The following is a 26,182-nucleotide window of genomic DNA, read 5'->3' on the forward strand; positions in this document are numbered from 1 at the left end:
GGTCCTCAGCCGATTCTTTCCCGCGAGCCCAAGATGCCCTGCGGACGGACGATCAAGATGAAGATCAGGATCATCAGCCCACCCACGTACTTGAGGTCAGGGTTGATGATCAGGGTGGACAGCTGCACCAGCATGCCAACGATCAGGCAGCCCAGCAGTGCCCCGTAGGCGGTGCCGATCCCGCCGAGGATGATGCCGGCGAACATCAGCAGCAGCAGCTTGAAGCCCATCTCCCACTGGACGCGGCCACCGAGTTCGGAGATGGCGAGCAGCACGCCACCCAGGCCGGCCAGCCCACCACCCAGGCACCAGACATAGGTGATCACGCGTTCGACGTTGATCCCGGACGCCGCGGCCAGGCTCTTGTTGTCCGCCACCGCCCGCATCGCCTTGCCGATCCGGGTTTTCTGCAGCATCACGGCCACTGCGACGAGGACGACGACGCTGATGATGATGGTCATCAGGTTGGTGTCGGTGATCGCGATCGGACCCCAGTGGCGTTGGACGCTCACGGTGTGGTCGGCGAACGCTTGGGTGCGATCGGAGAACAGCATCAGGATCAGGTATCTCAGGCAGATCGCCACCCCGATCGAGACCACCAGCTGCGGGATGAGCCCGATTCGTCGCTTCCGCAGGGGACGCCAGATCCCGGCGTTGTTCAGCCAGCCGACCGCGACGCCTGCGACCACGGCCAGCAGCGCGGAAACCAGCAGCGAGAATCCCATCGTCACGTTGAACACCCAGGCGAACACCGCGCCCAGCGTCACCAGCTCCCCGTGCGAGAAGTTCGTCAAACCCGTTGTGCCGTACACGAGGCTGAGCCCGATCGCGGCGACGGCGATCACGAGGCCGAACCGCAGCCCATCGACGGCGAGGTGGATGACGCGCGCGTAGAGCGGGGTGCCCTGGCCGGTGCGGACCTCACCGAACGTGAACACCACGGCGTTTACCCTGCCTGCGGTCACCTTTCGGGTCACGGTGCCCTGCACGCTGGTGCCCTCCGGGAGGGTGTCCGCGACCACTTCGAACGTGTAGGTGCCGTCGGGAACTTGCATCGTCCAGCGCCCGGCCTCGTCGGATTCCGTGGTCGCGGCATCCGCGCCGTCGGAATCCAGCGCACGGATCTCCGCGCCCGCGACCGGTTCGCCTGCGTCGACGAGCCGTCCGGACACCCGCGCGGTGTCCTCCTCGTCAGCGCCGGCCGCTCCTGCGCTCAACACCGCCGCGAACATCACGAACAGCAGCAGCAACAGGGCTCGCGAGAGCGTTCGAGCGCACGAGCCCAATGATCAACCTCCGTCGCGATCCGTTCCCCGGGACTGAGGGGACTGTATAGCGTCCGCGCACGTGTTGCCGGGAGCTAAATGAGTTGCACGAGCCCGTTTTGGTTCGGAAAAGTGTGAGGGGCCGCGCCCGGCCGGTGGCGGAATCTGTACGGAAGGCGTCACTACTGCCACTGTCGTGGGCGTTGCGGAAGGCGGAACATCGCTGACATGACCATCCTGATCGCGTTCATCGCAATGCTTGTGGTGCTCACGGTTGCCGCGATCGCGGAGAAGACTCCTGACACCCATCGCGAAGTCAGTCCGCACGGCCACTTCGAGTTCTGAGCGACGCGTCGGACGTCGTTGCTATGTTTTACCTCGGGGTTCTCCCTTGGCTCGCGAGGCCAGAAGCCGCATGACCCGGAGGTGAACGCGTGCGCCGTCGTTGCACACGGAGCGCGCTGGTGTGGGGGTTGGCCGCGGCGACGGTGCTGAGCATGGCCGCGTGCGGGGATTCCGCGCCGGGCCCGACGCCGCCACCGCCGGATCTGACGATCGTGGCCCAGGAGTCGATCGATTCAACCGGCGCCCAAGTCGACGTCGACGCCATCGGGGAGCCGGCTGACCCGGCCGGGGACGGCAACGCGGTCTGTCCGCCGGTGTCGATCGCCATGGCCGGGCCGCTCAACGGCCCCGACGCGGCGCTCGGCGTCGGGATCAAGAACGGCGTGCAACTGGCCGTCGACAAGCACAACGCGGCCAATCCAGCCTGCCAGGTGCAGTTGAAGCCGTTCGACACCGAGGGCGACACGCAGAAGGCCCAGCAGATCGCGCCCCGCATCGTGGCGGACGCGTACACGATCGGGCTGGTGGGCCCGGTGTTCTCGGATGTGGCCATGGCGACGGGGGAGGTGTTCGACCGGGCGGGTCTGGTGGCCGCGACCCCGTCGGCCACCAACGCGGCACTCAGCGCGCAGGATTGGCGCACGTTCTTCCGGGGATCGGCCAGCGACGCGGTGCAGGGTCCCGCGGTCGCCAACTACATGACCGGCACCCTGGGCGACCGCAAGGTGTGTGTGGTCGACGACAGCACCGACTACGGCCTGGGGCTCGCCACGCGCGTGCGGGAAACCCTTGGTGCGACAGCGAATTCGGAATGCAACATCGCCGTCAAGCCCGGCGACGCCGACTTCTCGGGGGCGGTGACGCTGATCACCGCCTCCGAAGCCGACTCGGTGTTCTTCGGCGGCTACCACGCCGAGGCCGCGCGACTGGTGCGGCAACTGCGCGACGCGGGCTTCACCGGCACGTTCGTCGGGTCCGACGGCGCGATGAATACGGCGTTCCTCGAGCAGGCCGGAGCAGCGGCCGCCGACGCCGTGCTGTCGTGTCCGTGCAACCCGGCCACCCCGGAGTTCACCGAGGAGTACAGCAGCACGTTCGGCGTCGCGCCCGGCCCGTACAGCGCCGAGGCCTACGACCTGGGCACCATCCTGCTCCGCGGTATCGACTCCGGCGCGATCACCCGCCCGGCACTGCTTGACTATGTGCGCACCTACGAAGAGCAGGGGATCGCGCGGGCGTACAGGTGGGCTGATAACGGCGACCTGAAGGATGCGCTGAATTGGATCTATCGCGTCGAGTAGCCGCTAGTCGACGCGAAACCGTTTGGTACGGGCCGTCTTACCGGCGACCAGGCGCAGCCGGCTGGGCGGTACGCCGAGGTGACGGGCCAGCACCTTGGTGACGGCCTCGTTGGCCTTGCCGTCGACGGCGCGCTCCTGCACATAGATGGTCAGCGACCCGTCGTCGCCGACCTCCACCAACGGCCCTTTCCGGCTCCCCGGCTTGACGCGCACCACGAGCGTGCGCACGCTCGCGCTATCGGGCGACGATCACCGACGAACCGTGGCCGAACAGACCCTGGTTCGCCGTGACGCCGACCTTCGCGCCCTCGACCTGACGGCCGGTGGCCTGGCCCCGCAACTGCCAGGTGAGCTCGCAGACCTGCGCGATGGCCTGCGCCGGGATCGCCTCACCGAAGCAGGACAGCCCGCCGGACGGGTTGACCGGCACCTTTCCGCCCAGAGCCGTTGCGCCGCTGCGTAACAGCTTCTCCGCATCGCCCTTGGCGCACAGGCCCAGGTGCTCGTACCAGTCGAGTTCCAGCGCGGTGGACAGGTCGTAGACCTCGGCGACGTTGACGTCCTCGGGACCGATGCCGGCCTCGGCGTACGCGGCGTCGAGGATCTGATCCTTGAACACCCGCTCCGGCGCCTTCACCACCGCGGTGGAATCGGTTGCGATGTCCGGCAATTCGGGAAGGTGCTGCGGATAGCGCGGGGTCACCGTGCTGACCGCCCGCACCGACGGCACGCCGTCGAGCGACCCGAGATGCTTCTGCGCGAAGGACTTGCTCGCCACGATCAACGCCGCCGCGCCGTCGGACGTCGCGCAGATGTCCAGTTGGCGCAACGGGTCGGCGACCATCGGGCTGGCCATCACGTCCTCGACAGAGGATTCCTTGCGGTAGCGGGCATTCGGGTTGTGCAGGCCGTGGCGGGAGTTCTTCACCTTCACCGAAGCGAAGTCCTCCTGGGTCGCGCCGTAGAGATCCATCCGGCGGCGGGCCAGCAGCGCGAAGTACACCGGGTTCATCGCCCCGATGAGGTGGAAGCGCTGCCAGTCCGGATCGTTCTTGCGTTCACCGCCGACCGGCGCGAACGCGCCTTTGGGCGTGGTGTCCGCCCCGATCACCAGCGCGACGTCACAGAAACCCGCCAGGATGTGGGCTCGCGCGCTCTGCAGCGCCTGCGAACCGCTGGCACACGCGGCATACGAGGACGACACCGGAACGCCGTTCCAGCCGAGCTTCTGCGCAAAGGTCGACCCCGCGATGAAGCCGGGGTAACCGTTGCGGATGGTGTCGGCGCCGGCCACCAGCTGAACCTGCGGCCACTCCAACCCGGCCTCGGCCAGCGCGGCGCGGGCGGCGACCACGCCGTACTCGGTGAAATCGTTACCCCACTTGCCCCACGGGTGCATACCCGCGCCGAGGATGTAGAGCGGTTCAGGGCTCATCGGGCGATCCTCCATGCGTAGACGACGTGCTCGACGTTGTCGTCGTCGACATACAGCGTCATCGTGTCCAGCTCCATCTCCATACCGATCTTGAGGTCCTCGGCCAACGTGCCGTCCACCACTTTGCCCAGGATGATCAAACCCTCGTCGGCGAGCTGCACCGCGGCGATCGCGAACGGTTCGAATGGATCAGGCGCCGGATAGGGAGCCGGTGGCGGATAGCGGTTTTCGGTGTAACTCCACACTGTCCCGCGGCGCGACAGCGGCACCTGGGCCAGCTCGTCGCCGGTACAGGCGGGGTTGGGGCAGTTGTTGGCGCGCGGCGGGAACACATAGGTCCCGCACCGATGGCATTTGCTGCCGATCAGATAGGGCGCGCCGGACTCGTCGGTGGCGAACCACCCGTCGATGGCTGGCTTCGTGGAGGCTGCTGACACGTCGGTCAGCCTACCGACCCGCCGAACCGCGCTGAAACATGTTCCAGTTTCGCGGTCATCGGGTGGCTCTCCGGCGGCGTCGCGTCGGCGACCTCGGCGATTCTCTGCCATACCTGCGGGTTACACGGGTAGCGTCCGCCCATACATCACGACCGGGGGCGGGCAGATGGGGGGCCGGGGAAGCGATGGGGCGTCGTGCCGGGAAACGAAAAAGGGCGGCGACCGGGGTCCGGCGGGCGGTCGACGTGTACACCGCCGGTCCGGTCGACCTGGCCTCGATGGGCGGGCCCTCGACACGTCCGCGCGGCGTCGACGACCCGATCTGGCAACCGATCAACGGCATCTCGTTGCAGGACTACGCCAGGCTGGTCCGCGAGGCACAGGCCCGCGGGATCGTCGATCAGGCCGCGATGATCAACATCGCGAGGGAGCGTGGGTGGAACCCGCTGGCGACCAAGGCCGCGCTCGACGGGTGGTCGATCCGCATCGGCCAGTCGGTGGAAGTGGGTCAGCAATTCCGCATCTTCCTTGGTTGTTGAGGCTGCCTACTTCTTGTCACAGCCGGTGCATAGAGTAAGGCCGTGAGCCCAGCCAGCACCGCCACCGACAAGAAGACGGGTTCGGCTCCTGTAGCCGAGCAGAAGCAGACACTGATGCTGTTGGACGGCAATTCGCTGGCGTACCGGGCGTTTTACGCCCTGCCCGCGGAGAACTTCAAGACCAGGAACGGGCTGACCACCAACGCCGTCTACGGCTTCACAGCGATGCTGATCAATCTGCTCCGCGACGAACAACCCAGCCACATCGCGGCGGCGTTCGACGTCTCCCGGCAGACGTTCCGGGTCGACAAGTACCCGGAGTACAAGGCCGGCCGCTCGACCACACCCGACGAGTTCCGCGGCCAGATCGACATCACCAAGGAGGTACTGGGCGCGCTCGGCATCACCGTGCTGGCCGAACCCGGTTTCGAGGCCGACGACATCATCGCCACGCTGGCCACCCAGGCCGAGGAGGGCGGTTACCGCGTGCTGGTCGTCAGCGGCGACCGTGACTCGCTGCAACTGGTCAGCGACGACGTCACCGTGCTCTACCCGCGCAAGGGCGTCAGCGAGCTGACCCGGTTCACCCCACAGGCCGTCGTCGAGAAGTACGGGCTGACACCGCAGCAGTACCCCGACTTCGCGGCGCTGCGCGGCGACCCCAGCGACAACCTGCCGGGCATCCCCGGCGTCGGCGAGAAAACGGCGACCAAGTGGATCGCCGAATACGGGTCCCTGCAGGGACTGGTCGACAACGTCGATTCGGTGAAGGGCAAGGTGGGCGACGCGCTGCGGGCCAACCTGTCCAGCGTGGTGCTCAACCGTGAGCTGACCGACCTGGTCAAAGATGTGCCGCTGGCGCAAACCCCCGACACGCTGCGGATGCTGCCGTGGGACCGCGACCAGATCCACCGGCTGTTCGACGACCTGGAGTTCCGTGTCCTGCGCGACCGGCTGTTCGAGACGCTGGCATCCGCCGATCCCGAGGTCGACCAGGGCTTCGACGTCCGCGGCGGGCCGCTCGAAGCGGGAGAACTGGCCGCCTGGCTGGCCGAACGCAGCCTGGGAAACCGGTTCGGCCTGGCCGTGGTGGGCACCCACCAGGCGTTCGACAGCGACGCCACCGCGCTGGCCATCGTCGCCGCCGACGGCGACGGCCGCTACCTCGACACCGCGACGTTGACCCCCGAGGACGAGGCCGCGCTGGCGTCCTGGCTCGCCGACCCCGGCCCGCCGAAGGCGCTGCACGAAGCCAAGCTCGCGATGCACGACCTGGAAGGCCGCGGTTGGAAACTGGCAGGCGTCACGTCCGACACCGCGCTGGCCGCCTACATTGTCCGGCCCGGGCAGCGCAGCTTCGCCCTCGACGACCTGTCGCTGCGGTACCTCAAGCGCGAGCTGCGCGCGGAATCACCTGAACAGCAACAACTTTCGCTACTCGACGACAGTGACGGCGTCGACGACCAGGCCGTCCAGACGCTGCTTCTGCGGGCCAGCGCGGTGATGGACCTCGCCGACGCCCTCGACAAGGAACTCGCGCGGATCGACTCGTCGGCGCTGCTGAGCGATATGGAGTTGCCGGTGCAGCGGGTGCTTGCCGAGATGGAGACCGCCGGCATCGCCGTCGACCTCGAGCAACTCGGCGAACTGCAGAGCGACTTCGCCGACCAAATCCGCGACGCCGCGGAGGCGGCGTACGCGGTGATCGGTAAGCAGATCAACCTGGGCTCGCCCAAACAGCTGCAGGTGGTGTTGTTCGACGAGCTGGAGATGCCCAAGACCAAGCGCACCAAGACCGGTTACACCACGGACGCCGACGCTGTGCAGAGCCTTTTTGAAAAGACCGGGCACCCGTTCCTGCAGCACCTGCTGGCCCACCGCGACGCCACCCGGCTCAAGGTCACCGTCGACGGGCTGCTGAACTCGGTGGCCTCCGACGGGCGCATTCACACCACGTTCAACCAGACCATCGCCGCCACGGGGCGGTTGTCTTCGACCGAACCGAACCTGCAGAACATCCCGATCCGCACCGAGGCGGGCCGGCGAATCCGCGATGCGTTTGTGGTCGGTAAGGGTTATGCGGAGCTGATGACCGCCGACTACAGCCAGATCGAGATGCGCATCATGGCGCACCTGTCCAAGGACGACGGGCTGATCGAAGCGTTCCGCACCGGAGAGGACCTGCACTCGTTCGTGGCGTCGCGGGCGTTCTCGGTGCCGATCGACGAGGTCAACGCCGAGCTGCGGCGCCGCGTCAAGGCGATGTCGTACGGCCTGGCCTACGGGCTCTCCGCCTACGGGCTGGCCGCGCAGCTGAAGATCTCCACCGAAGAAGCCAAGGTGCAGATGGAGCAGTACTTCGACCGGTTCGGCGGGGTGCGCGACTACCTGCGCGACGTGGTGGACCAGGCGCGCAAGGACGGCTACACGTCGACAGTGTTCGGCAGGCGGCGGTATCTGCCCGAACTCGACAGCAGCAACCGGCAGGTCCGCGAGGCCGCCGAACGCGCCGCGCTCAACGCGCCGATCCAGGGCAGCGCCGCCGACATCATCAAGGTGGCGATGATCAACGTCGACAAGGCGATCAAGGACGCCGGGTTGACCTCGCGGATGCTGCTGCAAGTGCACGACGAGTTGCTGTTCGAGGTCGCGCCGGGGGAGCGAGACACGCTGGAGAAGCTGGTGCGCGAACAGATGGGCAACGCCTACCCGCTCGACGTCGCGCTGGAGGTCTCGGTCGGCTACGGGCGCAGCTGGGACGCCGCGGCGCACTAGCCCGAGACCATGATCGGACAGCGGATCGGATACGTCGCCCGGTTGGGTGCCGCGATGGCGGCGTCGAACTACCCGGTCCCGATGGTTCGCCAGGTGATCGAGCGGTCCTCGTCGTCATACGGGCTCGACGCCGATTTCATCGCGTTGCCCAACCACGTGCAGGTGGTGGGCCCGGCCACGGAGTCCGGCTCGGTGGTCAAGGCCGCCCACATCGGCCGCGACCTGCGCTTCGACCAGGCGTTCCCGCTGGCCGCGCTGGTCTCCGACACCCTGCACGGGCGGGTCGACCCGATCGTGGGCGAGGCCCGGCTGGACCGGATCGAGGCGCTGCCGCCGCCGTACCCCAGTTGGGTGACCGTGCTGGGGTATGGCGTGTGGAGCGCCGGCTTGGCCCTGGTGCTGGAACCGACGCCGTTGAACGTGCTGGTGGCCGGAGTGCTCGGGGTCATGGTCGGGCTGTTCTGGGTGGCCGGGCAGCGCGTCCCGGAGCTGGCGTATCTGGTGCCGGTGATCAGCGCGTTCGCGGTCACCGCGATCTGTATCGTCGGCGCGCGCTACCTGGAGTTCGATCACGTCGGGTTGCGCGCCCTGATACCTCCGCTGGCGATGTTTCTGCCCGGCGCCGCAATCACGCTGGCGGTCATCGAGTTGACCTCTCGCGATGTCATTTCGGGGTCCAGCCGACTCATCGCCGGGTTCGTCCAGATTGTGCAGTTGGCCTTCGGCATCGTGATTGCCGCGCAGGTGTTCGGACTGGATGAGAGCCAGTTGAGCCCGGAGGCGATCAACAAGATCGGGCCGTGGGCCCCGTGGCTCGGTGTCATGGTCTATGCGCTGGGAGTTCTGCTGTTTCTGGCGCCGCCGCGTTCGTTTCTGCCGTGGCTGGTCTCGATCTCCGTGATCGCCTATGGCGCCCAATTCCTGGGCGATCTGCTGTTCGGCAGCTACGCGAGCGGTTTCTGCGGAGGGTTGGCGCTGTCGGTCGCGGCCTTGGCGATGTCGCAGCTGCGCCAGGCACCGCCGGCGATCACCATGATCCTGCCGGGCTTTTGGCTCTTGGTGCCCGGATCGATGGGCCTGATCGGGGTGGCCGAGGTATTCGGCGCCGACGGCGATGATGCGCTACCTGCCACGCTGATCTCGATGATCTCGGTCGCCTTAGGACTGCAGGCCGGCCTGGTGCTCTGGCGGGTGATCCGGCGTAAGCGGGCCCGGTAGTTCGAGCCGGCGCAGGGGTCGGCGCCGGATTGGCCCGGAATAGCCGTGGCGAAGACACTGTTCTCGCTATTACGAGACGGTCTCGTCCGTAATTGATGAGAGGGAGGCCCAGAGGTGGAACAACTCGACGACCAGCGGCGTCGGAGCCGGGCGCACGCCACGATCGACCGGCTGCAGAACGCCCTGCTCGACCACGACATGCAGGCGTTCGCCGACGAATGGGCGCCGGACGGCACCATGTCGTTCCCCTTCGCGCCGCCCGGTTGGCCGGATCTCGACGGCCGCGAGGCGGTGCGGGCTTACGTGTCCGACTACACGCAGAACTTCGACGTCGCGGCCATCACCCGGCATACCCGCCACGACACCGCTGACCCGGCCACAGTGATCCTCGAATGGGCGGTGAGCGGGCGTGCGGTCAAGACCGGGAACCCGTACGAGATCGCCTACGTCGCCGTCATCACCGTGGATGCCGACGGCATCAGCGGCTATCGCGACTACTGGAACCCACTGGCCGCCGGTGCGGCGCTGGGCGGGCTCGACGAGATGATGGCGGCCTTCGACGTGGCGGGCGAGAAGTGAGGACGACGGTTCTCGTCCTCGGTGCCACCGGAACCACCGGGGCGGCCGTGACCGACGAGCTGCGCCGCTTTCCGGACCTGTCGGTCCGCACGGCCACACGGGCGCCGACGGCACCGACTGACCTCGAGCACCACGTCTTCGACTGGTTCGACGACGCCACGTGGCGCCCGGCGCTCGACGGGGTCGACCGCCTGTTTCTGCTGGCGCCGGTTGGTCACCCCGACCCCGTCACGGTGATCGGCCCGTTCACCGAGCTCGCCGTGGCGAGCGGCGTGCGTCGCGTCGTCATGCTCAGCTCGTCGGCGGTGGCCTCCGGGGACGCCGGCCTCGGGGCGGTCGACGCGCTGGTGCGCAGGGTGTTCCCCGAATGGGAGATCCTGCGACCGTCGTGGTTCATGCAGAACTTCGTCGGTAACCATCCGCTCGCCGAAAGCATCCGAGCGACCGGCGAATTCATCACCGCCACCGGGGATGGCAAGCTTTCGTTCATCGACGCGGGGGATATCGGCCGGTGCGCCGCCGCGCTGCTCGGCGCCGCGGGTAGCACCACTGACGAGCACGTCCTGACCGGTCCGCAGGCCTTGAGCTACGACGAGGCCGCCGCGCTGATGTCCGACGTCACCGGCCGGCGGGTCACCCACCGCGCCGTTGCGCCCGACCGCTACATTGACCGTCTCGTCGGGGCCGGTTACGACGCCGAGTTCGCCGCCGGTCTGGTGGCGCTCGACGGGCTGGTGCGCGACGGTGCGCAGGCGCGCGTCACCGACGCCGTCGAGCGGCTCACCGGAACGGCACCGCGAAGCTTCGAGGACTTTCTGCGCAGTCGGCGATGGCCCTCGTGAGTGTCGGGCGCCCTCGCGACGACAGGGTGACCGACGCGATCCTGGCCGCGGTGTTCACCGAACTCGCCGACAACGGCGTGCGCGGCCTGACGATGGAGGCCGTCGCGCGGCGGGCCGGCGTCGGCAAGAGCTCGCTGTACCGCCGATGGCCGTCGAAGGTCGAGATGACCGTGGAGCTGATGCGCACGCTGAGTGTCACCAGTGAGCCGGCCCCCGACACCGGATCGCTGGTCGGCGACGTCCTGGTGCTGCTCGACGAGGTGCACGCCTGGCTGACCGATCCGCAGGTGCGCTCCATCTATCCGGACCTGCTCGCCGAAGCGCAGCGCAATCCCACGCTCGGGGCTGCGCTCATGGACCATGTCGGCCGACCCAGACGGGCCCGCGCCCAGATCGTGCTGGACCGCGCTGCGCAGCGCGGGGAACTGTCCGAGCGCGCCGATCGTGACCTCATCCTCGATGCGGTCGCCGCGCTGGTGTTCTGGCGGGTGATCGCACTGAGCCGACCGGTGACCCGCGCGCACCTGCAGAAGGTGGCGGCCCTGATCGGCGCCATGGCCGGCGGCGCGGGCTTCGAGGACTCCGCCGCCGGTGAGGATCGGCGCTAGGCGGAGCAGGTTTGTCCAGCGTGGAGTCAGTCGAGTACCCTCGACAGGTACTCGTCTGGGCGTTCTTGAGGCTTACCGATCGTCCGCGCCGGGTAACACCAAATAATTCAAGTCCCAGTCCCTACGACCAAACCTGTCCGGAGCAACCCAACATATGCCAAGTCCCTCCGTCACCTCGCCGCAAGTAGCCGTCAACGACATCGGCTCGAGCGAGGACTTTCTCGCCGCCATCGACAAAACCATCAAATACTTCAACGATGGCGACATCGTCGAAGGGACCATCGTCAAGGTTGACCGTGACGAAGTCCTGCTCGACATCGGTTACAAGACCGAAGGCGTCATCCCGTCCCGAGAACTTTCCATCAAGCACGACGTCGACCCCAACGAGGTCGTTTCCGTGGGCGATGAGGTCGAAGCCCTGGTCCTCACCAAGGAGGACAAGGAAGGCCGGCTGATCCTGTCCAAGAAGCGCGCACAGTACGAGCGCGCCTGGGGCACCATCGAAGAGCTCAAGGAAAAGGACGAGGCCGTGAAGGGCACCGTCATCGAGGTGGTCAAGGGCGGCCTGATCCTCGACATCGGCCTGCGCGGCTTCCTGCCCGCGTCGCTGGTCGAGATGCGCCGCGTCCGCGATCTGCAGCCGTACATCGGCAAGGAGATCGAGGCCAAGATCATCGAGCTGGACAAAAACCGCAACAACGTGGTGCTGAGCCGCCGCGCCTGGCTGGAGCAGACCCAGTCCGAGGTGCGCAGCGAGTTCCTCAACCAGCTGCAGAAGGGCGCCATCCGCAAGGGTGTCGTGTCCTCGATCGTCAACTTCGGCGCGTTCGTCGACCTCGGCGGGGTCGACGGCCTGGTGCACGTCTCCGAGCTGTCCTGGAAGCACATCGACCATCCCTCCGAGGTGGTTCAGGTGGGCGACGAGGTCACCGTCGAGGTGCTCGACGTCGACATGGATCGCGAGCGGGTTTCGTTGTCGCTCAAGGCAACTCAGGAAGATCCGTGGCGCCACTTCGCCCGCACCCACGCGATCGGTCAGATCGTGCCGGGCAAGGTCACCAAGCTGGTGCCGTTCGGCGCGTTCGTCCGCGTCGAGGAGGGCATCGAGGGCCTGGTGCACATCTCCGAGCTCTCCGAGCGCCACGTCGAGGTCCCAGATCAGGTGGTGCAGGTCGGCGACGACGCGATGGTCAAGGTCATCGACATCGACCTGGAGCGCCGCCGCATCTCGCTGTCGCTCAAGCAGGCCAACGAGGACTACATCGAAGAGTTCGACCCGTCCAAGTACGGCATGGCCGACAGCTACGACGAGCAGGGCAACTACATCTTCCCCGAGGGCTTCGACGCCGAGACCAACGAGTGGATCGAGGGTTTCGAGAAGCAGCGTGAGGAGTGGGAGGCCCGCTACGCCGAGGCCGAGCGCCGGCACAAGATGCACACCGCGCAGATGGAGAAGTTCGCCGCCGCCGAGGCCGAGGAGGCGGCCAAGCCGTCGACGTCCAACGGCACCTCGCGTGGTGACGACGCTCCGGCCGGTGGCTCGCTGGCCAGCGACGAACAGCTCGCGGCGCTGCGGGAGAAGCTCGCCGGTTCCGCGTAACGCGGCGCTGCGATGCTGCGCATCGGCCTGACCGGCGGTATCGGTGCCGGTAAATCGACGGTGTCCGCCGCGTTCAGCGACTGCGGCGGCGTCATCGTCGACGGTGACGTCATCGCCAGGGAAGTCGTCGAACCGGGCACCGAGGGCCTCAACCGGCTGGTCGAGGCGTTCGGCGAGGACATCCTGTTACCCGACGGCGCGTTGAACCGTCCTGCGCTGGCCGCCAAGGCATTTCAGGACGACGACACCCGCGCGCTGCTGAACGGCATCGTGCACCCGCTCGTCGGTAAGCGGCGCGAGGAGATCATCGCCGCGGTCTCGGAGGACACCGTGGTGGTGGAGGACATCCCGCTGTTGGTGGAGACTGGGATGGCGCCGATGTTTCCGCTCGTCGTCGTCGTCACCGCGCCGGAGGAAATCCGGGTGACCCGGCTGATCAAGCGGGGCATGGACGAGGCGGACGCCCGTGCGCGCATCGCCGCACAGGCCACCGAAGAACAGCGCCGCGCGATCGCCGATGTGCTACTGGACAACTCGGGTTCACAGGGTGAGCTCGTCGAGAAGGCCCGCGACCTCTGGTACAGCCGCGTGCTGCCGCTCGCACACAACATCCGCACGCGGGCATGCGTACCGGCAGCCCGTCAGTTGGCGCCGTACCGGGCCTCCTGGGCCGAGGACGCGGCGCGGATCATCAAACGCATCGAAATGGCGTGCGGTGCAACGGCCTCACGTGTCGACCACATCGGCTCCACGGCGGTGCCGGAAATGGACGCCAAGGACGTCATCGACATCCAGGTGACGGTCGCCTCGCTCGAGGACGCCGACGCACTCGTCAAGCCGCTGACCGGCGTTGGTTTCCCCCGCCGCGGGGACATCACCGCCGACACCGCGCACACCGATGATCCGGCCAAGTGGCGCAAACGCTTCCACTGCGCCGCAGATCCCGGCAGGCCGGCCCACCTCCACATCCGCGTTGACGGTTGGCCGAACCAACAGTTCGCGCTGCTGTTCACCGACTGGCTTCGGGCCAATCCCGGTGTGCGCGAGGACTATCTGCACGCCAAGCGCCATGCGTTGATCACCGCGGACTACGTCCAGGCGAAGGAACCCTGGTTTCTCGACGCGTATCGGCGGGCCTGGGAGTGGGCCGCCACCACCGGGTGGCGCGCGTAGCCGATCAGACCGGCGGCGCGTGCGGGTCGGCCGGCGGGGGCGCCTCGGGGTCGATCGGCGCCACGTTCGGTACACCGCTCACCGGCGCCTCGCAGACCAGCGCACCGTAGTCGGGGTCGTCGCGTTGCGGCCGCACGGTCGGCCCGATGAAGTCGTCGGCCTGGGCGACGACCTTGCCGTCGATCACGATCTCGCAATGCAGGTTCGCCGAGTACGGCCACTCGATCGCGACGCGCACGTTTGCGGTGCCCGAAGCGGGCAGCACCGTGTTCACCTCGAAGACCCGTCCGGGCACCATGGTCGGGTCCGCGGATTGGATCCGGTTGCCCTGGGCCGTGTAGGTGATCGTCGCGCCGCGGGATACGCCGTCGACGCGGGCCCGGTAGATCACATTGTGCAGGATCTCGGCTCCGTCCGCTGCAGCGTTCTCCCCGCTGTGCGCGTCGGCCGTCGGATCGGCCAGCGCGGGCGCCGGTGTCACCATGGCGCCGGGCACCCCCAACGCCACTGCCACCGCTGTCGCCCCGGCCGCGATCCGACTGCGTTTGATGAGGCCCACGTGGCCAGAGGTTACCGCCCGCCCCGGGACGCGGCCATGCCCTTTCGTCTTCGCCATCACGATCAAGATCGTCCCAAACCGGTCATCCGTTACGCCACGTGAGGGTCATCCCGTGCCCGGCGAGCCAACGGCCGAGGTGGTAATCGTGCCTGGCCAGCCCGTCGATCGCGCAGACGGCGGTCTGTACCGCCTGCTCACCGGTCTCCGGGGTCAGCAAACCGTGCCGAACCGCGGTCAGCAGCTCGTCGACGTCGCAGAGCTCGACGCCGATGCCGGTACGCAGCACGAGGTCGAGGTAGTGGTCCTCGGCGTGCCAGGCCGTCGGGCCGGAGACGAAATGCCCGATGTCGAGGTAAAAGTCCTGGTCACGATGGTGGCCAGGGTTGAAATGGAACACCGTGACTCGCAGCCCCAACGACGGCAACAGCCAGGACTCCAGGTAGTGAAACTGCGCGCGGCCCGGGGTGGGCCGCGCCATGTAGAGGCCCCATGGCTCGACGGTGTAGACATCGACCGCCCGCACGATGCCTTTCGGATCGGTGTTGGTGCGGGCGACCAGATCGAACGTCTCGTGTTTGGGCGCGTGGATGCGGTCAGCCTACTGTGGCCTGCCGTCGGCGTGAACTGGCGGAACAGAATCTGTCGGTGGCTGGTTCTAGTCTGGTGAATTATGGCTTTCGCGACTGAGCGCCCGGTGGTGGCGCATTCCGAGTACCGCGCGGTTGACGACATCGTGCGCGTGGGCGGCCGTTTCGAGGTGGTCAGCCCGTACTCGCCCGCGGGAGACCAGCCGGCGGCCATCGACGAGCTCGAACGCCGGATCAAGGGGGGCGAGCGTGACGTGGTGCTGCTCGGCGCCACCGGAACCGGTAAGTCGGCGACCACGGCGTGGCTCATCGAGCGGGTGCAGCGACCCACGCTGGTGATGGAGCCGAACAAGACGCTGGCTGCCCAGATGGCCAATGAGCTGCGGGAAATGTTGCCGCACAACGCGGTCGAGTACTTCGTCTCGTATTACGACTACTACCAGCCCGAGGCCTACATCGCGCAGACCGACACCTACATCGAGAAGGACAGCTCGATCAACGACGATGTGGAGCGGCTGCGGCACTCGGCCACGTCCGCGCTGCTGTCACGCCGCGACGTCGTGGTGGTGGCGTCGGTGTCGTGCATCTACGGTTTGGGCACCCCGCAGTCCTACCTGGACCGCAGCGTGCAGCTCGACGTGGGTGACGAGGTGCCGCGGGATGCGCTGCTTCGGCTGCTGGTCGACGTCCAGTACACCCGCAACGACACGGCCTTCACCCGCGGCTCGTTCCGGGTGCGTGGTGACACCGTCGAGATCATTCCGAGCTACGAGGAACTGGCCGTGCGCATCGAGTTCTTCGGTGACGAGATCGAGGAGCTGTACTACCTGCACCCGCTGACGGGCGACGTGGTCCGCAAGGTCGACTCGCTGCGCATCTTCCCGGCCACCCACTATGTGGCGGGGCCGGAGCGGATGGCGCACGCGATCTCCACGATCGAGCAGGAGCTCGAGGAGCGGCTCGCGGAGCTGGAGGGGCAGGGCAAGCTGCTGGAGGCGCAGCGGCTGCGGATGCGCACCAACTACGACGTCGAGATGATGCGGCAGGTCGGGTTCTGCTCCGGTATCGAGAACTACTCGCGCCACATCGACGGCCGGCCCGCCGGGTCGGCTCCGGCGACGTTGCTGGACTACTTCCCCGAGGACTTCATGCTCGTCATCGACGAGTCGCACGTCACGGTGCCGCAGATCGGCGGGATGTACGAGGGTGACATCTCCCGCAAACGCAACCTCGTAGATTTCGGGTTCCGGCTCCCGTCGGCCGTCGACAACCGCCCGCTGACCTGGGAGGAGTTCGCCGACCGGATCGGGCAGACGGTGTACCTGTCGGCCACGCCCGGCCCCTACGAGCTCAGCCAGTCCGGCGGCGAAGTCGTCGAACAGGTGATCCGCCCGACCGGCCTGGTCGACCCGAAGGTCGTCGTCAAGCCGACGAAGGGCCAGATCGACGACCTGATCGGCGAGATCCGCGCGCGCACCGAGCGTGACGAACGCGTCTTGGTCACCACGCTGACCAAGAAGATGGCCGAGGACCTCACCGACTACCTGCTCGAGATGGGCATCCGGGTGCGCTATCTGCACTCCGAGGTCGACACACTGCGTCGCGTCGAACTGCTGCGGCAGCTGCGGCTGGGGGAGTACGACGTGCTGGTCGGCATCAACCTGCTGCGGGAGGGGCTGGACCTGCCCGAGGTGTCGCTGGTGGCCATCCTGGACGCCGATAAGGAAGGGTTTCTGCGCTCCACCCGCAGCCTCATCCAGACCATCGGCCGCGCCGCCCGCAACGTCTCCGGTGAAGTCCACATGTACGCCGACAACATCACCGAATCGATGCGGGAGGCCATCGACGAGACCGAGCGGCGCCGCGCCAAGCAGATCGCCTACAACGAGGCCAACGGCATCGATCCGAAACCGTTGCGCAAGAAGATCGCCGACATCCTCGACCAGGTGTATCGCGAGGCCGACGAGGTCGAGATCGGCGGCTCGGGCCGCAACGCGTCGCGTGGTCGTCGCGCACAGGGCGCGCCCGGGCGCGCGGTCAGCGCGGGCATCATCGAGGACCGCGACACGTCGAATATGCCGCGTGCCGAGCTCGCGGACCTGATCAAGGAGCTGACCGAGCAGATGATGGCGGCCGCGCGGGATCTGCAGTTCGAGCTCGCGGCGCGCATCCGCGACGAGATCGCCGACCTGAAGAAGGAGCTGCGCGGCATGGACGCCGCCGGGCTGAAGTAGACCCACACGCCGTGACCTTCGGCCCTCGCGCCCGGCAGTGCGGGCGCGTACAAACGCAGGTATGAGCGATGGATCCGAAACTGAGTCTGCGATCAACGTCGACGTGATGACGCGCGGTGAGCTGCCGGGCGCCGCCGATTACGCCAAGGAGAAGCTCGCGGGCCTGGGTCGATTCGCGCACCGGCCGGTGCGGTACGCCCATGTCAAGCTGACCAGGCAGGGGGATCCCGCGCAGCAACCCCCGGTGATCGCCCAGGCGAATCTCGACGTCGACGGCAGGTTGGTCCGTGCCGAGGCGCACGGTGACGGCGCACGCGAAGCGATCGACCGCCTCGAGGATCGGCTGCGGAGCCGGTTGCGGCGCGCCGCTGACTACGCGGAGGCGCGACGCACCGGCCAGCTCGCGCGCCGCGGCGAGGAGACCCAGGACGCCGACCGGCCCGCGCACGCGCCGGTGCCGCCGGAGGACCGCGAGATCGTGCGGCGCAAGTCGTACACGATCGCGGCGTGCAGCGTGGACGAGGCGGTCATGGAGATGGAGCTGCTCGACTACGACTTTCACCTGTTCACTGAGAAGGCCACCGAGATGGCCAGCGTCATCTACCGTGACGGCCCCACCGGCTACCGGCTGGCACAGGTCGCGCCGGCGCCCAAGGAGCAGCTGGCGCCGTTCGAGCTGCCGGTGACCATCAGCGCCACGGGGCCGCCGTGCATCACCGTCGAGCAGGCCACCGAGCGGCTCGGCCTGCTGGGGCTGCCGTTCCTGTTCTTCATCGACGCCGCCCAGGGCCGCGCCGGCGTGCTCTACCGCCGCTACGACGGCCACTACGGGTTGATCACCCCCGCCGGCTGACGGCGATCACCAGGTTGACCTCAACTCCGGTTGAGCTCGTAGGTTGACCACGTGACCGATGACGCCGCGGTGACCGCGGGTGGCTGGCGGGAACTGTTGGGCCCGGGGAACCTCGGCGCGTCCACGGTGCTCGCCGGCGGTGTCGCGCTGTATGCGACCAACGAGTTTCTCACCATCAGCTTGATGCCCAGCGCAGTCGCCGAGATCGGCGGGCACCGGCTGTACGCATGGGTGACCACGGTGTACCTGGTGGCGTCGGTGGTCGCGGCCACCACCGTGTACTCGACCTTGATGCGGTTCGGCGCGCGGCGGTCCTACCTCTTCGCGCTCGCGGTGTTCGGCGCCAGCAGTGTGGCGTGTGCCGTCGCACCCACCATGCAGATCCTGCTGGTGGGCCGCACGGTGCAGGGTTTGGCCGGTGGTCTGCTGGCCGGTCTCGGCTACGCCGTCATCAACACCGCCCTGCCCAGCACGTTGTGGACCAAGGCCTCCGCGCTGGTCTCGGCGATGTGGGGGGTCGGCACCTTGCTGGGCCCGGCCGCAGGCGGGTTGTTCGCCCAATTCGGTTCCTGGCGTTGGGCGTTCGGCGTGCTGGCCATCCTCACGGCCGCGATCGCGGTGCTGGTTCCGATCGCCCTGCCCGCCCGCAACGACGCCTCGGTGGGAGTCGCGTCGACGCCCGTTCCGGTGTGGTCGCTGGTGCTGCTGGGCACTGCTGCGCTGGTGGTGAGCATCGCCGCAGTACCTCACGACGCGCGGGCCACCGCCGGGTTGCTGGTGCTCAGCGGCCTCCTCGTCGCGGCCTTTCTGTACGTCGACCGGCGACGGCCCGCAGCGGTGTTACCGCCGAGCGCCTTCCGCGCCGGGCCGCTGAAATGGATCTACCTCACGCTGGGTGTGCTGATGGCCGCGACGATGGCCGACATGTACGTACCCCTGTTCGGCCAGCGGTTGGCGCATCTGACCCCCGTCGCCGCCGGTTTTCTCGCGGCGGGTCTGGCCATCGGCTGGACGGCCAGCGAGATCGGCAGCGCCTCGCTGCGCACCAATTCCACGATCAGGCGCACGGTGGCGGTCGCGCCGCTGGTGATGGCGACCGGACTGGCCTTGACCGCCATGGCGTGGTCCGAGGACGCAACGGCTGGCCGCGTCGCGGTGTGGGCGGTCGCGCTGTTCATCACCGGGGCGGGGGTCGGTATGGCGTGGCCGCACCTGTCGGCGTGGGCGATGAGCCGAGTGGACGATCCCGCGGAGGGGCCGGCGGCGGCCGCGGCGATCAACACCGTTCAGTTGATCAGCGGCGCATTCGGCGCGGGGTTGGCTGGGGTGGTGGTCAACCTGACCGAGACGGGTGACGCGACGCCGGCCCGCTGGTTGTTCGCGGCGTTCGCCGGGTTGGCGGCGATCGGCGTCGTCGCATCGGTGCGAAGCGGACGACCGCATCGCGCGCCCACGCTCGCGAAATAGCATTCCAGGTCGCTCAACATCCAATTCGACGGCGCGGAATGCTATTTAGCCACCGGATGCGCGGCATCTCGGAATAGGGCATCGCGTCGACACGGTTGGCAACGTTAAAATCATGTCGGGTCGGATTGCTGAATTTGACGCTCTAGTAAAGGAATTCAACGTGAATGCGAAGAGGTTCGGGGCCGGAGCGGCGATGGTCGGCGCGCTGGGATTTGCCGCCCTCGGTGTCGGAGTTGGTGTGGCCACGGCCGACGCCGCGGTTCCCGGTTCGCCGGGTGTGACGTACAAACTCGACCGGCCGCACTGGGACGACGACTGGCACGACTGGCGCCACGAACGCGGGCCGCGCGGCTGGCACGGACCGCCCCACAGCCCGTGCGCGTGGGTCCCCCCGGTGGCGTCGCCGTGGGTGCCACCGGCGGTGTGCTAACCGCCCCGCGTCCGCGGCAGAAGTTCGGCGGCGAAACGCAGATCGGACACCAGCGCGTCGAACGCCTTGTCCCGTTCGGACGGGGGGCCGCGCAACACCGATGACGGGTGCACGGTGACCGCCACCCGTGGGTTGAAGTCGAGCTCGGCAGCCTCCTGGCTCGGCAGGCTCAACTCCTCGCCGCGGTGCGCGGTGAGGCGAAAACTGCTGCCCAGCAATGCCTTCGACGCCGTCGCGCCCATCAGCACCACCACGTCGGGTCGCAACCCCATCAGCTCCTGCATCAACCACGGCCTGCACGCCACCACCTCGGTGCGGCTGGGTGTCTTGTGGATGCGCCGCTTACCGCGTTCGGGCAGCGTGAACTTGAAGTGCTTTACCGCGTTGGTGACATAGACCTGATCCCGGTCGATTTCCGCGGCCACCAGCGCCTTGTCCAGCAGCCGCCCGGCCGGACCGACGAACGGTTCGCCCGCCTTGTCCTCCTGGTCGCCGGGCTGTTCACCGACCAGGACCATCTCCGCCGTGGCCGAACCGCCCCCGAACACGGCCTGGGTGGCGTCCAGGTACAGATCGCACCCCTTGCAACTCTGGACGGCTTCGGCCAACACATCCAGATCGACGGTGTCGGGAATGAAATCCGCGGCGGTTAGCGCTGCCATGCTCACCGGATACCCGTCTGCGGGCACCGAAACCGCACGCGGGCGGCGAGCGTTATCGCCGTTGGGAATTGAATACCAAGCGGCGGCCGGGAATTGGAAATTAGCACCGACGGCGATTGTGGCGACGGCCGAAATCGATGTTTCCCCGATTAAACATGACACCGCTTCTCCGCCAGTCGTTTTGCCTGGGTGTTGGGCAGGTCACGCTGCACGACTCGCGGTGATCTTGCCGGTAAAAGGGCGCTAAAAGGGCAGGAGAATGGTATTCATGTGTAGTGATTCGCACCCGTGTTCGGGTCCAAAAGGACTACTGTCTCGGGTGGCGTTAAAACTGACATTGGGAGGATATGGATGAGCGCCTATCAGACCGTCGTGGTTGGCACGGACGGATCCGATTCATCGCTGCGCGCGGTGGAGAAGGCCGGCCATATCGCCGGAGAGAACGCCAAATTGATCGTTACGACGGCGTATTTCCCCCAAGAGGAAGACCAACGCGCCGCTGACGTGCTCAAGGACGAGGGCTACAAGATGTCGGGTAACGCCCCCATCTACGCCATCCTCCGCGAAGCACGGGAACGTGCACACCAGGCCGGGGCGAAGAACGTCGAGGAGAAGGCGGTCATCGGCGCACCGGTCGACGCGCTCGTCGAACTGGCCGAAGAGGTCAATGCCGACCTGTTGGTCGTCGGTAACGTCGGGCTGTCCACCATCGCCGGGCGGTTGCTCGGTTCGGTGCCCGCTAACGTCGCCCGGCGCGCCAAGACCGATGTGCTGATCGTGCACACCACGCCGTAAACGTCAGCAACGCCACCACGATCAGCCAGTCGCCGAAGCGCTGGTAGCCGGTGGTCCGCGCGCTCAGCGGAACATCGACGACGGCGACGCCGCGCTCGGCGGCGGGAAGCCAGCCGAGTGCCCGCCCGCTGGCGTCGAACGCCGAACTGACCCCCGATGTGCCGGCATGGACGGCCGGATGGCCGACCTCGACCGCGTGCACGGCCACCATGCTCGCCAGTTGCGGCTGCGCCCAACTGCCCTGGTAGGTCGACGTCGCGCTCTGGTAGACCAGCAGGTCGGCGCCGAGATCCACCAGCCGTCGCGGTAGGTCGGAGAACAACGTCTCGAAGCTGATCAGCGGTCCGACCGCGAGCCCGTCGGTGCGCAGCACGACCGGTCCGTCGCCGCGACGACGGTCTTCGGTCGCGGCCGCGGTGTGCCGGGTGGCCCAATCGAGCAGCGACCGAAACGGGACGTATTCGCCGAACGGCACCAGCCGTGTCTTCGCATACCTGCCGCGCACGCCGTCGGGCCCGACCAGCACCGAGGATTTGTAGATCCCGCCCGAGGGGGCGCGCGCGTCGACATTGACCAGCAGGTCGGCACCGACCCGACGGGACAGTTCGGCCAGCCGTGCGGTGACGCCGGGGTGGCTGTCCAGGTCGACGCCGACGCTGCTCTCACCCCAGACCACCAGGTCGAGGTGCTGGCCCGCGAGATCGGCGGTCAACGCCTCGGCGGCGGCCTGGCGGGCGGTCGCGTCGACGATGTCGCCGGGCTGCACGAGCGCGACGCGCGCGGACCGGGCGGCAGTCGGTGCGTCAGTGGGCGCCGGACCGAGCCAGAACCACACCGGGCCGGCGGCCACGGCGGCGACCGGCAGCGCGAGCATCCGGACCGAGCGCAGCAGCACCGCCGCGACGATCGCGGTGTTGGCAGCGACGATCAGAAAGCCGAGCAGCCACACCCCGCCCACCGACGCCGACGCCAACGTCGCCGGCTGATTCCACTGCGACGCGCCGAGCAACGCCCACGGCCCGCCGAGCCTGTCCCACGAGCGCACGGCCTCGGCGAGCACCCAGGCGCAGGGCAGCACGACGACGGCGGTCAGCGCCGCGCGGGTCGTGACGTCACCGCCGAGCAGCCGGTGCGCCGCCCAGCCCCACGGCAGCCACAGCGCGCCGAGCCCGACCGCGAGCAGCACGAGCAACGGTCCCGCGCTCGGCGCCAGCCAGTACTGGGTGACCAGCACGAAACCGGCCATCGCGGCCCAGGCGCGCACGGCGCCCTGACCGGACGTCGGCGCTGCGCGCACCACCAACAGCAGCGGGACCACACCGACCCACGCCAACCACCACCAGGACGGTGCCGGAAAGGCGAGGGCCAGCAGCGCACCGGCGGGCAGCGCCGCTGCGAGGCCCCGAACCGAACTCAGGTGCTGGAGGCCTTGGCGATGCTGGCGATCGCCTGATCGAGGGTGGCGTTGAACTCCTCGTCGCTCTGCTGTGCGGACAGGCCTTCGGTCAGCGCCCGCGAGAAACTCGCGATGACGCCGGTGTTGCGGGCCAGCTTCTCGTTGGCGACCTCGCGGCTGTAACCGCCGGACAGCGCCACCACGCGCAGCACCTTCGGATGGTCGACAAGCTGCTTGTAGAGGTTGTCGGTGTCGGGCAGGGTCAGCTTGAGCATGACCTTCTGATCGTCACCGACCTGGTTGAGGCCGTCGAGCAGGGCGGCGTTGAGCTGATCCTCGGCCTCGGCCTTCTTCGGGCTGTTGATGTCGATCTCGGGTTCCAGGATCGGGACCAGGCCCTTGGCCAGGACCTGCTGGCCGACCTCGAACTGCTGCGCCACGACCGCGTCCACACCCGCGCCGGGCATTTTGATGACCGAGCGTTCCTTGGTGCCGAAGATGCCCTTCTCGACGGCGCGGTCCAGCAGGTCGTCGAGGCCGGGCATCGGCTTCATCACCTGCGCGCCGTCCTTCTCCTCGGCCAGACCCTTGTCGATCTTGAGGAACGGGACGACGTTCTTGACGTTCCACAGGTAGTCCGCGGTGGGGCGGCCGTCGACGTCGCGGTCCATCGTCTTCTCGAAGAGGATCGCGCCCATGACGCGGTCGCCGTTGAAGACCGGGCTGGTGATGATGCGGCTCCGCATCTGGTGCACCAGGTCGAACATCTCGTCGTCGCCGGAGTAGGCATCTTCGGCGATGCCGTACAGCTTCAGCGCCTTGGGGGTGCTGCCGCCGCTCTGGTCCAGTGCAGCGATGAATCCGGCGCCGCTGCGCGCCTTTTCCAACTGTTCGCTATTCATCCAACATCTCCTCGCAGCTCCCGAAGTCGCCGTCGCGAATTCGGCTAGGTCGTGTCGCATCAGCCTAGGCCAAAGCCGCGGTCGGATGGTGTCGGGCCACATGATGTGACCGCAGGTCACCAGCCGCGTTCGCGCCACTCACCCAGCTGTGGGCGCTCGGCGCCCAGCGTGGTGTCGTCGCCGTGGCCCGGATAGACCACCGTGGAATCCCCGTAGACGTCGAACACCCGGGTGCTCACGTGGTCGAGCAACTTCTCGAAGTCGCCTTCCTGCCAGGTCTTGCCCACCCCGCCGGGGAATACCGTAGGCTCTACATCGTGAATACGTCAATGGGTGAGCGGGTAGCTCTTTACGCACGCATCTCCCAAGACGCCACAGGGAAGGCCGTCGGGGTCACTGACCAGCTAGAACATGCTCGCACGTTCGCTATGGCACGCGGCTACGAAATCGTTGCCGAGCACTCTGACAACGACATATCAGCGTTCCGCGGCGCGAAACGACCCGCCTATCAGAAGGTTTTGAGGCTCGCGCGCGACCGCAAAATCGACCGGGTAATCGTCTACCACCTGACGCGCATGACCAGGAACCGACGCGAGCGCGCCGAGTTCATCGACGCCTTCCACGCCTGCAAGGTCAACGTCTCCGAGGCCCAGGGCGGCGACTACGACCTGTCAACAGCGGCCGGCCGAACCTGGGTTGATATTCAGGGAGCGCTGGCGACATGGGAGTCAGAGATTAAATCCGAACGCATCACCGCCGCAGCTGCGCGGCGCGCCCGGTCAGGCCGACCGTCCGGAGACCTCGGTTATGGGTGGACCAAGCACGGCACCGGCACCACGGCCACGTGGACCGAGCACCCACACGAGGCCGAGGTCGTCCGCGAAATTGTTGACCGGCTACTTGCCGGGGAGACCCTGCGCAGTGTCACGGAATCTCTGAACACGCATGGGGAGCCTGCGCCCAAGTCGGCAACGTGGGGAAAAACCAGCGTCAAGAAGCTGGCGATGCGAGAGTCCAACATCGCCCAGCGCGTGCACCATCGCGGCCAGAGCGACGAGGAACGGTTCGACGGATGCTGGCCACCCATCGTGGACCGCGCCAAGCACGAGAAAGTGGTGGCGCTGCTGACGGCGCCGACGAGAAGGACCAACGGCGTGACACGGCCAGGCGCTCGACGACATCTGCTGTCGTGGGGGATAGGTGAGTGCGGAGTGTGCGGCGCGAAGCTCCGAGCGGTCACCAAACGCGGAAAACACGGCCGCCCACTGGACCTCTACGTCTGCGACGGCAAGGGTTGCGTCGGACGCTCCGAGCCGATGGTCGACAAACTCGTTACCCGATTGGTCATCGGACGATTGGCGATGCCCGACGCCTTGGAGTGGCTCATCGGCGACGACGAAGACGCCCGGCGATGGTCTGAGCGGGTGGACGAACTGAACCGTCGACTGGCCGAGGCCGCGGACGCATTCGCCGAAGGTGCCATTACTGCCGAGCAGTTGCGGCGCATCACCGCGAAACTTCAACCCGACCTAGGCTACGCCGAGCAGCGACGCGCGGAATCAGTTGTGTCCCTTGACCTCGACGCACTGCGGCCACTGGCAGGCCCGACGGCCCAGGAACGGTGGGACGAATTGACAGTGGCGCAGCGCAGGGCAGTGCTTGAAACGCTCGGCATCCGCGTCATAATCGACCGAACTCGACCCGGGCCAGGCTTCGACCCCGAGAGCGTACGGATTGAATGGGGGAAGTAATGGGCGACGTTGAAATCTATTGTGACGGTACGCAAGATCGACCGCACGAACGTTGGACAGTTGCCTATATCGGCTTAATCGATGACGCACTCGGTCGGCGTTGGGCTGTCGACGACACGCTGAGTTCAGGGAAGCAGGTCAAGCAATACCTGCACGGGGACACGTGGATACCGAACGAGCCGGTCGATATTTCAACCGAACAGCATGGCCCTCCACGGCTGCGTTATTCGTTTGTATGCGAGAGATGCAAACCGCATCGTCGGTTCGTTCGACATGCGGCTGCCATTGAGCCGGTGCTAGACAAGCTGGCCCAGGGCGGCGTGCCGTCAATCCACCTACACCGTTTCGAGCAGCTTTGCGGTTAAGATGCTCACGTAGCGCCGAAACGAGTTTCGGGGAACTGCTACCAGCAAGCCTCTCAGCGGAGGG

The 26,182-nt window shown here is 67.4% G+C and carries 25 protein-coding genes and 1 pseudogene; 16 read left to right on the forward strand and 10 right to left on the reverse strand.

What is annotated here, in order from left to right:
* Nucleotides 1-5: 5 nt before the first annotated feature.
* Entirely contained in the window at nucleotides 6-1,232 is a 1,227-nt protein-coding gene (locus ABQE93_RS24210; protein WP_448411034.1) for a branched-chain amino acid ABC transporter permease, read from the reverse strand.
* A gap of 467 nt (nucleotides 1,233-1,699) precedes the next feature.
* On the opposite strand from ABQE93_RS24210, the gene ABQE93_RS24215 reads away from it, so the two are divergent.
* Nucleotides 1,700-2,911 (forward strand): branched-chain amino acid ABC transporter substrate-binding protein, encoded by a 1,212-nt coding sequence (locus ABQE93_RS24215; RefSeq protein ID WP_448410887.1) that lies wholly within the window; start codon nucleotides 1,700-1,702, stop codon nucleotides 2,909-2,911.
* A 3-nt stretch (nucleotides 2,912-2,914) separates the two neighbouring features.
* Here ABQE93_RS24215 and ABQE93_RS24220 read toward each other — a convergent pair whose 3' ends face one another.
* From ABQE93_RS24220 to ABQE93_RS24230, 3 genes are read right to left on the reverse strand one after another with little or no spacing between them, the layout of a single operon-like run.
* Nucleotides 2,915-3,139, reverse strand: coding sequence for a DUF167 domain-containing protein (locus ABQE93_RS24220; protein ID WP_448410886.1), 225 nt, complete (start codon nucleotides 3,137-3,139; stop codon nucleotides 2,915-2,917).
* A gap of 7 nt (nucleotides 3,140-3,146) precedes the next feature.
* The gene (locus ABQE93_RS24225) at nucleotides 3,147-4,346 is read right to left on the reverse strand and encodes a lipid-transfer protein (RefSeq protein WP_448410885.1); all 1,200 of its coding nucleotides are present in this window, start codon (nucleotides 4,344-4,346) and stop codon (nucleotides 3,147-3,149) included.
* A complete protein-coding gene (locus tag ABQE93_RS24230) occupies nucleotides 4,343-4,783 on the reverse strand; it encodes a Zn-ribbon domain-containing OB-fold protein (protein WP_448410884.1) in 441 nt (146 codons plus the stop codon). Before ABQE93_RS24230 ends, ABQE93_RS24225 begins: the two co-directional genes overlap by 4 nt.
* 245 nt (nucleotides 4,784-5,028) lie before the next feature.
* Between ABQE93_RS24230 and ABQE93_RS24235 the strand changes: the two genes are divergently transcribed.
* From ABQE93_RS24235 to coaE, 8 genes are all read left to right on the forward strand, one after another.
* The gene (locus tag ABQE93_RS24235; RefSeq protein ID WP_448410883.1) at nucleotides 5,029-5,322 is read left to right on the forward strand and encodes a hypothetical protein; all 294 of its coding nucleotides are present in this window, start codon (nucleotides 5,029-5,031) and stop codon (nucleotides 5,320-5,322) included.
* Nucleotides 5,323-5,364: 42 nt separating this feature from the next.
* Nucleotides 5,365-8,097 (forward strand): DNA polymerase I, encoded by a 2,733-nt coding sequence (gene polA, locus ABQE93_RS24240; RefSeq protein ID WP_448410882.1) that lies wholly within the window; start codon nucleotides 5,365-5,367, stop codon nucleotides 8,095-8,097.
* A 9-nt stretch (nucleotides 8,098-8,106) separates the two neighbouring features.
* Nucleotides 8,107-9,315: a threonine/serine exporter family protein gene (locus ABQE93_RS24245; protein WP_448410881.1), complete on the forward strand. Its 1,209-nt coding sequence runs from the start codon at nucleotides 8,107-8,109 to the stop codon at nucleotides 9,313-9,315.
* Between the two features lie 114 nt (nucleotides 9,316-9,429).
* Nucleotides 9,430-9,894: a nuclear transport factor 2 family protein gene (locus ABQE93_RS24250; RefSeq protein ID WP_448410880.1), complete on the forward strand. Its 465-nt coding sequence runs from the start codon at nucleotides 9,430-9,432 to the stop codon at nucleotides 9,892-9,894.
* Nucleotides 9,891-10,736, forward strand: coding sequence for an NmrA family NAD(P)-binding protein (locus ABQE93_RS24255; protein WP_448410879.1), 846 nt, complete (start codon nucleotides 9,891-9,893; stop codon nucleotides 10,734-10,736). The genes ABQE93_RS24250 and ABQE93_RS24255 overlap by 4 nt, the downstream gene beginning before the upstream one ends.
* Nucleotides 10,737-10,762: 26 nt before the next feature.
* Nucleotides 10,763-11,344: a TetR/AcrR family transcriptional regulator gene (locus ABQE93_RS24260; protein ID WP_448410878.1), complete on the forward strand. Its 582-nt coding sequence runs from the start codon at nucleotides 10,763-10,765 to the stop codon at nucleotides 11,342-11,344.
* Nucleotides 11,345-11,498: 154 nt separating this feature from the next.
* Complete coding sequence (rpsA, locus tag ABQE93_RS24265; protein ID WP_448394452.1) at nucleotides 11,499-12,944, forward strand: 30S ribosomal protein S1; 1,446 nt, start codon at nucleotides 11,499-11,501, stop codon at nucleotides 12,942-12,944.
* Between the two features lie 12 nt (nucleotides 12,945-12,956).
* Nucleotides 12,957-14,117 (forward strand): dephospho-CoA kinase, encoded by a 1,161-nt coding sequence (gene coaE / locus ABQE93_RS24270; RefSeq protein WP_448410877.1) that lies wholly within the window; start codon nucleotides 12,957-12,959, stop codon nucleotides 14,115-14,117.
* A gap of 4 nt (nucleotides 14,118-14,121) precedes the next feature.
* On the opposite strand, the gene ABQE93_RS24275 is transcribed toward coaE, so the two are convergent.
* Together ABQE93_RS24275 and ABQE93_RS24280 are read right to left on the reverse strand one after the other, a co-directional pair.
* A complete protein-coding gene (locus ABQE93_RS24275; protein ID WP_448410876.1) occupies nucleotides 14,122-14,676 on the reverse strand; it encodes a hypothetical protein in 555 nt (184 codons plus the stop codon).
* Nucleotides 14,677-14,758: 82 nt separating this feature from the next.
* Nucleotides 14,759-15,265 (reverse strand): ribonuclease FAU-1 family protein, encoded by a 507-nt coding sequence (locus tag ABQE93_RS24280; RefSeq protein ID WP_448411032.1) that lies wholly within the window; start codon nucleotides 15,263-15,265, stop codon nucleotides 14,759-14,761.
* Between the two features lie 81 nt (nucleotides 15,266-15,346).
* Between ABQE93_RS24280 and uvrB the strand changes: the two genes are divergently transcribed.
* The 4 genes from uvrB (at nucleotide 15,347) to ABQE93_RS24300 (ending at nucleotide 20,247) form a co-directional block, all read left to right on the forward strand.
* Nucleotides 15,347-17,497: an excinuclease ABC subunit UvrB gene (gene uvrB / locus ABQE93_RS24285; RefSeq protein WP_448410875.1), complete on the forward strand. Its 2,151-nt coding sequence runs from the start codon at nucleotides 15,347-15,349 to the stop codon at nucleotides 17,495-17,497.
* A 61-nt stretch (nucleotides 17,498-17,558) separates the two neighbouring features.
* The gene (locus ABQE93_RS24290; RefSeq protein ID WP_448410874.1) at nucleotides 17,559-18,350 is read left to right on the forward strand and encodes a ribosome hibernation promotion factor; all 792 of its coding nucleotides are present in this window, start codon (nucleotides 17,559-17,561) and stop codon (nucleotides 18,348-18,350) included.
* Nucleotides 18,351-18,401: 51 nt separating this feature from the next.
* The gene (locus tag ABQE93_RS24295) at nucleotides 18,402-19,817 is read left to right on the forward strand and encodes an MFS transporter (RefSeq protein ID WP_448410873.1); all 1,416 of its coding nucleotides are present in this window, start codon (nucleotides 18,402-18,404) and stop codon (nucleotides 19,815-19,817) included.
* 160 nt (nucleotides 19,818-19,977) lie between these two features.
* Nucleotides 19,978-20,247, forward strand: a complete 270-nt coding sequence (locus ABQE93_RS24300; RefSeq protein ID WP_448410872.1) for a hypothetical protein — start codon at nucleotides 19,978-19,980, stop codon at nucleotides 20,245-20,247.
* Here the strand turns inward: ABQE93_RS24300 and ABQE93_RS24305 are convergent.
* A complete protein-coding gene (locus tag ABQE93_RS24305; RefSeq protein ID WP_448410871.1) occupies nucleotides 20,244-20,909 on the reverse strand; it encodes a UdgX family uracil-DNA binding protein in 666 nt (221 codons plus the stop codon). The genes ABQE93_RS24300 and ABQE93_RS24305 overlap by 4 nt on opposite strands.
* A 351-nt stretch (nucleotides 20,910-21,260) precedes the next feature.
* On the opposite strand from ABQE93_RS24305, the gene ABQE93_RS24310 reads away from it, so the two are divergent.
* Nucleotides 21,261-21,704: a universal stress protein gene (locus ABQE93_RS24310; RefSeq protein WP_448410870.1), complete on the forward strand. Its 444-nt coding sequence runs from the start codon at nucleotides 21,261-21,263 to the stop codon at nucleotides 21,702-21,704.
* Here ABQE93_RS24310 and lnt read toward each other — a convergent pair.
* From lnt to ABQE93_RS24325, 3 genes and pseudogenes are all read right to left on the reverse strand, one after another.
* Nucleotides 21,649-23,091: an apolipoprotein N-acyltransferase gene (gene lnt, locus ABQE93_RS24315; RefSeq protein WP_448411030.1), complete on the reverse strand. Its 1,443-nt coding sequence runs from the start codon at nucleotides 23,089-23,091 to the stop codon at nucleotides 21,649-21,651. The genes ABQE93_RS24310 and lnt overlap by 56 nt on opposite strands.
* A gap of 26 nt (nucleotides 23,092-23,117) precedes the next feature.
* Nucleotides 23,118-24,002 carry a fructose bisphosphate aldolase gene (locus tag ABQE93_RS24320; protein ID WP_448410869.1) on the reverse strand — a complete coding sequence of 295 codons (885 nt, stop codon included), beginning with the start codon at nucleotides 24,000-24,002 and terminating at the stop codon, nucleotides 23,118-23,120.
* A gap of 116 nt (nucleotides 24,003-24,118) precedes the next feature.
* A pseudogene (locus ABQE93_RS24325) lies at nucleotides 24,119-24,304 on the reverse strand (hydrolase); the annotation flags it as partial.
* Here ABQE93_RS24325 and ABQE93_RS24330 point away from each other — a divergent pair.
* Nucleotides 24,242-25,753 carry a recombinase family protein gene (locus tag ABQE93_RS24330; protein ID WP_448412469.1) on the forward strand — a complete coding sequence of 504 codons (1,512 nt, stop codon included), beginning with the start codon at nucleotides 24,242-24,244 and terminating at the stop codon, nucleotides 25,751-25,753. The pseudogene ABQE93_RS24325 and the gene ABQE93_RS24330 overlap by 63 nt on opposite strands.
* Nucleotides 25,753-26,118, forward strand: coding sequence for a hypothetical protein (locus ABQE93_RS24335; RefSeq protein ID WP_448410867.1), 366 nt, complete (start codon nucleotides 25,753-25,755; stop codon nucleotides 26,116-26,118). The genes ABQE93_RS24330 and ABQE93_RS24335 overlap by 1 nt, the downstream gene beginning before the upstream one ends.
* Nucleotides 26,119-26,182 lie beyond the last annotated feature (64 nt).

It is taken from the genome of Mycolicibacterium sp. XJ662 (genome assembly GCF_053484035.1).

Excerpts from the sequence above, each read along its gene's own strand:
- uvrB (WP_448410875.1), top strand. The coding sequence starts at position 15,347 with ATGGCTTTCGCGACTGAGCGCCCGGTGGTGGCGCATTCCGAGTACCGC.
- ABQE93_RS24305 (WP_448410871.1), bottom strand. The coding sequence starts at position 20,909 with ATGGCAGCGCTAACCGCCGCGGATTTCATTCCCGACACCGTCGATCTG.
- ABQE93_RS24290 (WP_448410874.1), top strand. The coding sequence starts at position 17,559 with ATGAGCGATGGATCCGAAACTGAGTCTGCGATCAACGTCGACGTGATG.
- ABQE93_RS24225 (WP_448410885.1), bottom strand. The coding sequence starts at position 4,346 with ATGAGCCCTGAACCGCTCTACATCCTCGGCGCGGGTATGCACCCGTGG.
- ABQE93_RS24335 (WP_448410867.1), top strand. The coding sequence starts at position 25,753 with ATGGGCGACGTTGAAATCTATTGTGACGGTACGCAAGATCGACCGCAC.
- ABQE93_RS24245 (WP_448410881.1), top strand. The coding sequence starts at position 8,107 with ATGATCGGACAGCGGATCGGATACGTCGCCCGGTTGGGTGCCGCGATG.
- coaE (WP_448410877.1), top strand. The coding sequence starts at position 12,957 with ATGCTGCGCATCGGCCTGACCGGCGGTATCGGTGCCGGTAAATCGACG.
- ABQE93_RS24210 (WP_448411034.1), bottom strand. The coding sequence starts at position 1,232 with ATGTTCGCGGCGGTGTTGAGCGCAGGAGCGGCCGGCGCTGACGAGGAG.
- rpsA (WP_448394452.1), top strand. The coding sequence starts at position 11,499 with ATGCCAAGTCCCTCCGTCACCTCGCCGCAAGTAGCCGTCAACGACATC.
- ABQE93_RS24310 (WP_448410870.1), top strand. The coding sequence starts at position 21,261 with ATGAGCGCCTATCAGACCGTCGTGGTTGGCACGGACGGATCCGATTCA.
- ABQE93_RS24320 (WP_448410869.1), bottom strand. The coding sequence starts at position 24,002 with ATGAATAGCGAACAGTTGGAAAAGGCGCGCAGCGGCGCCGGATTCATC.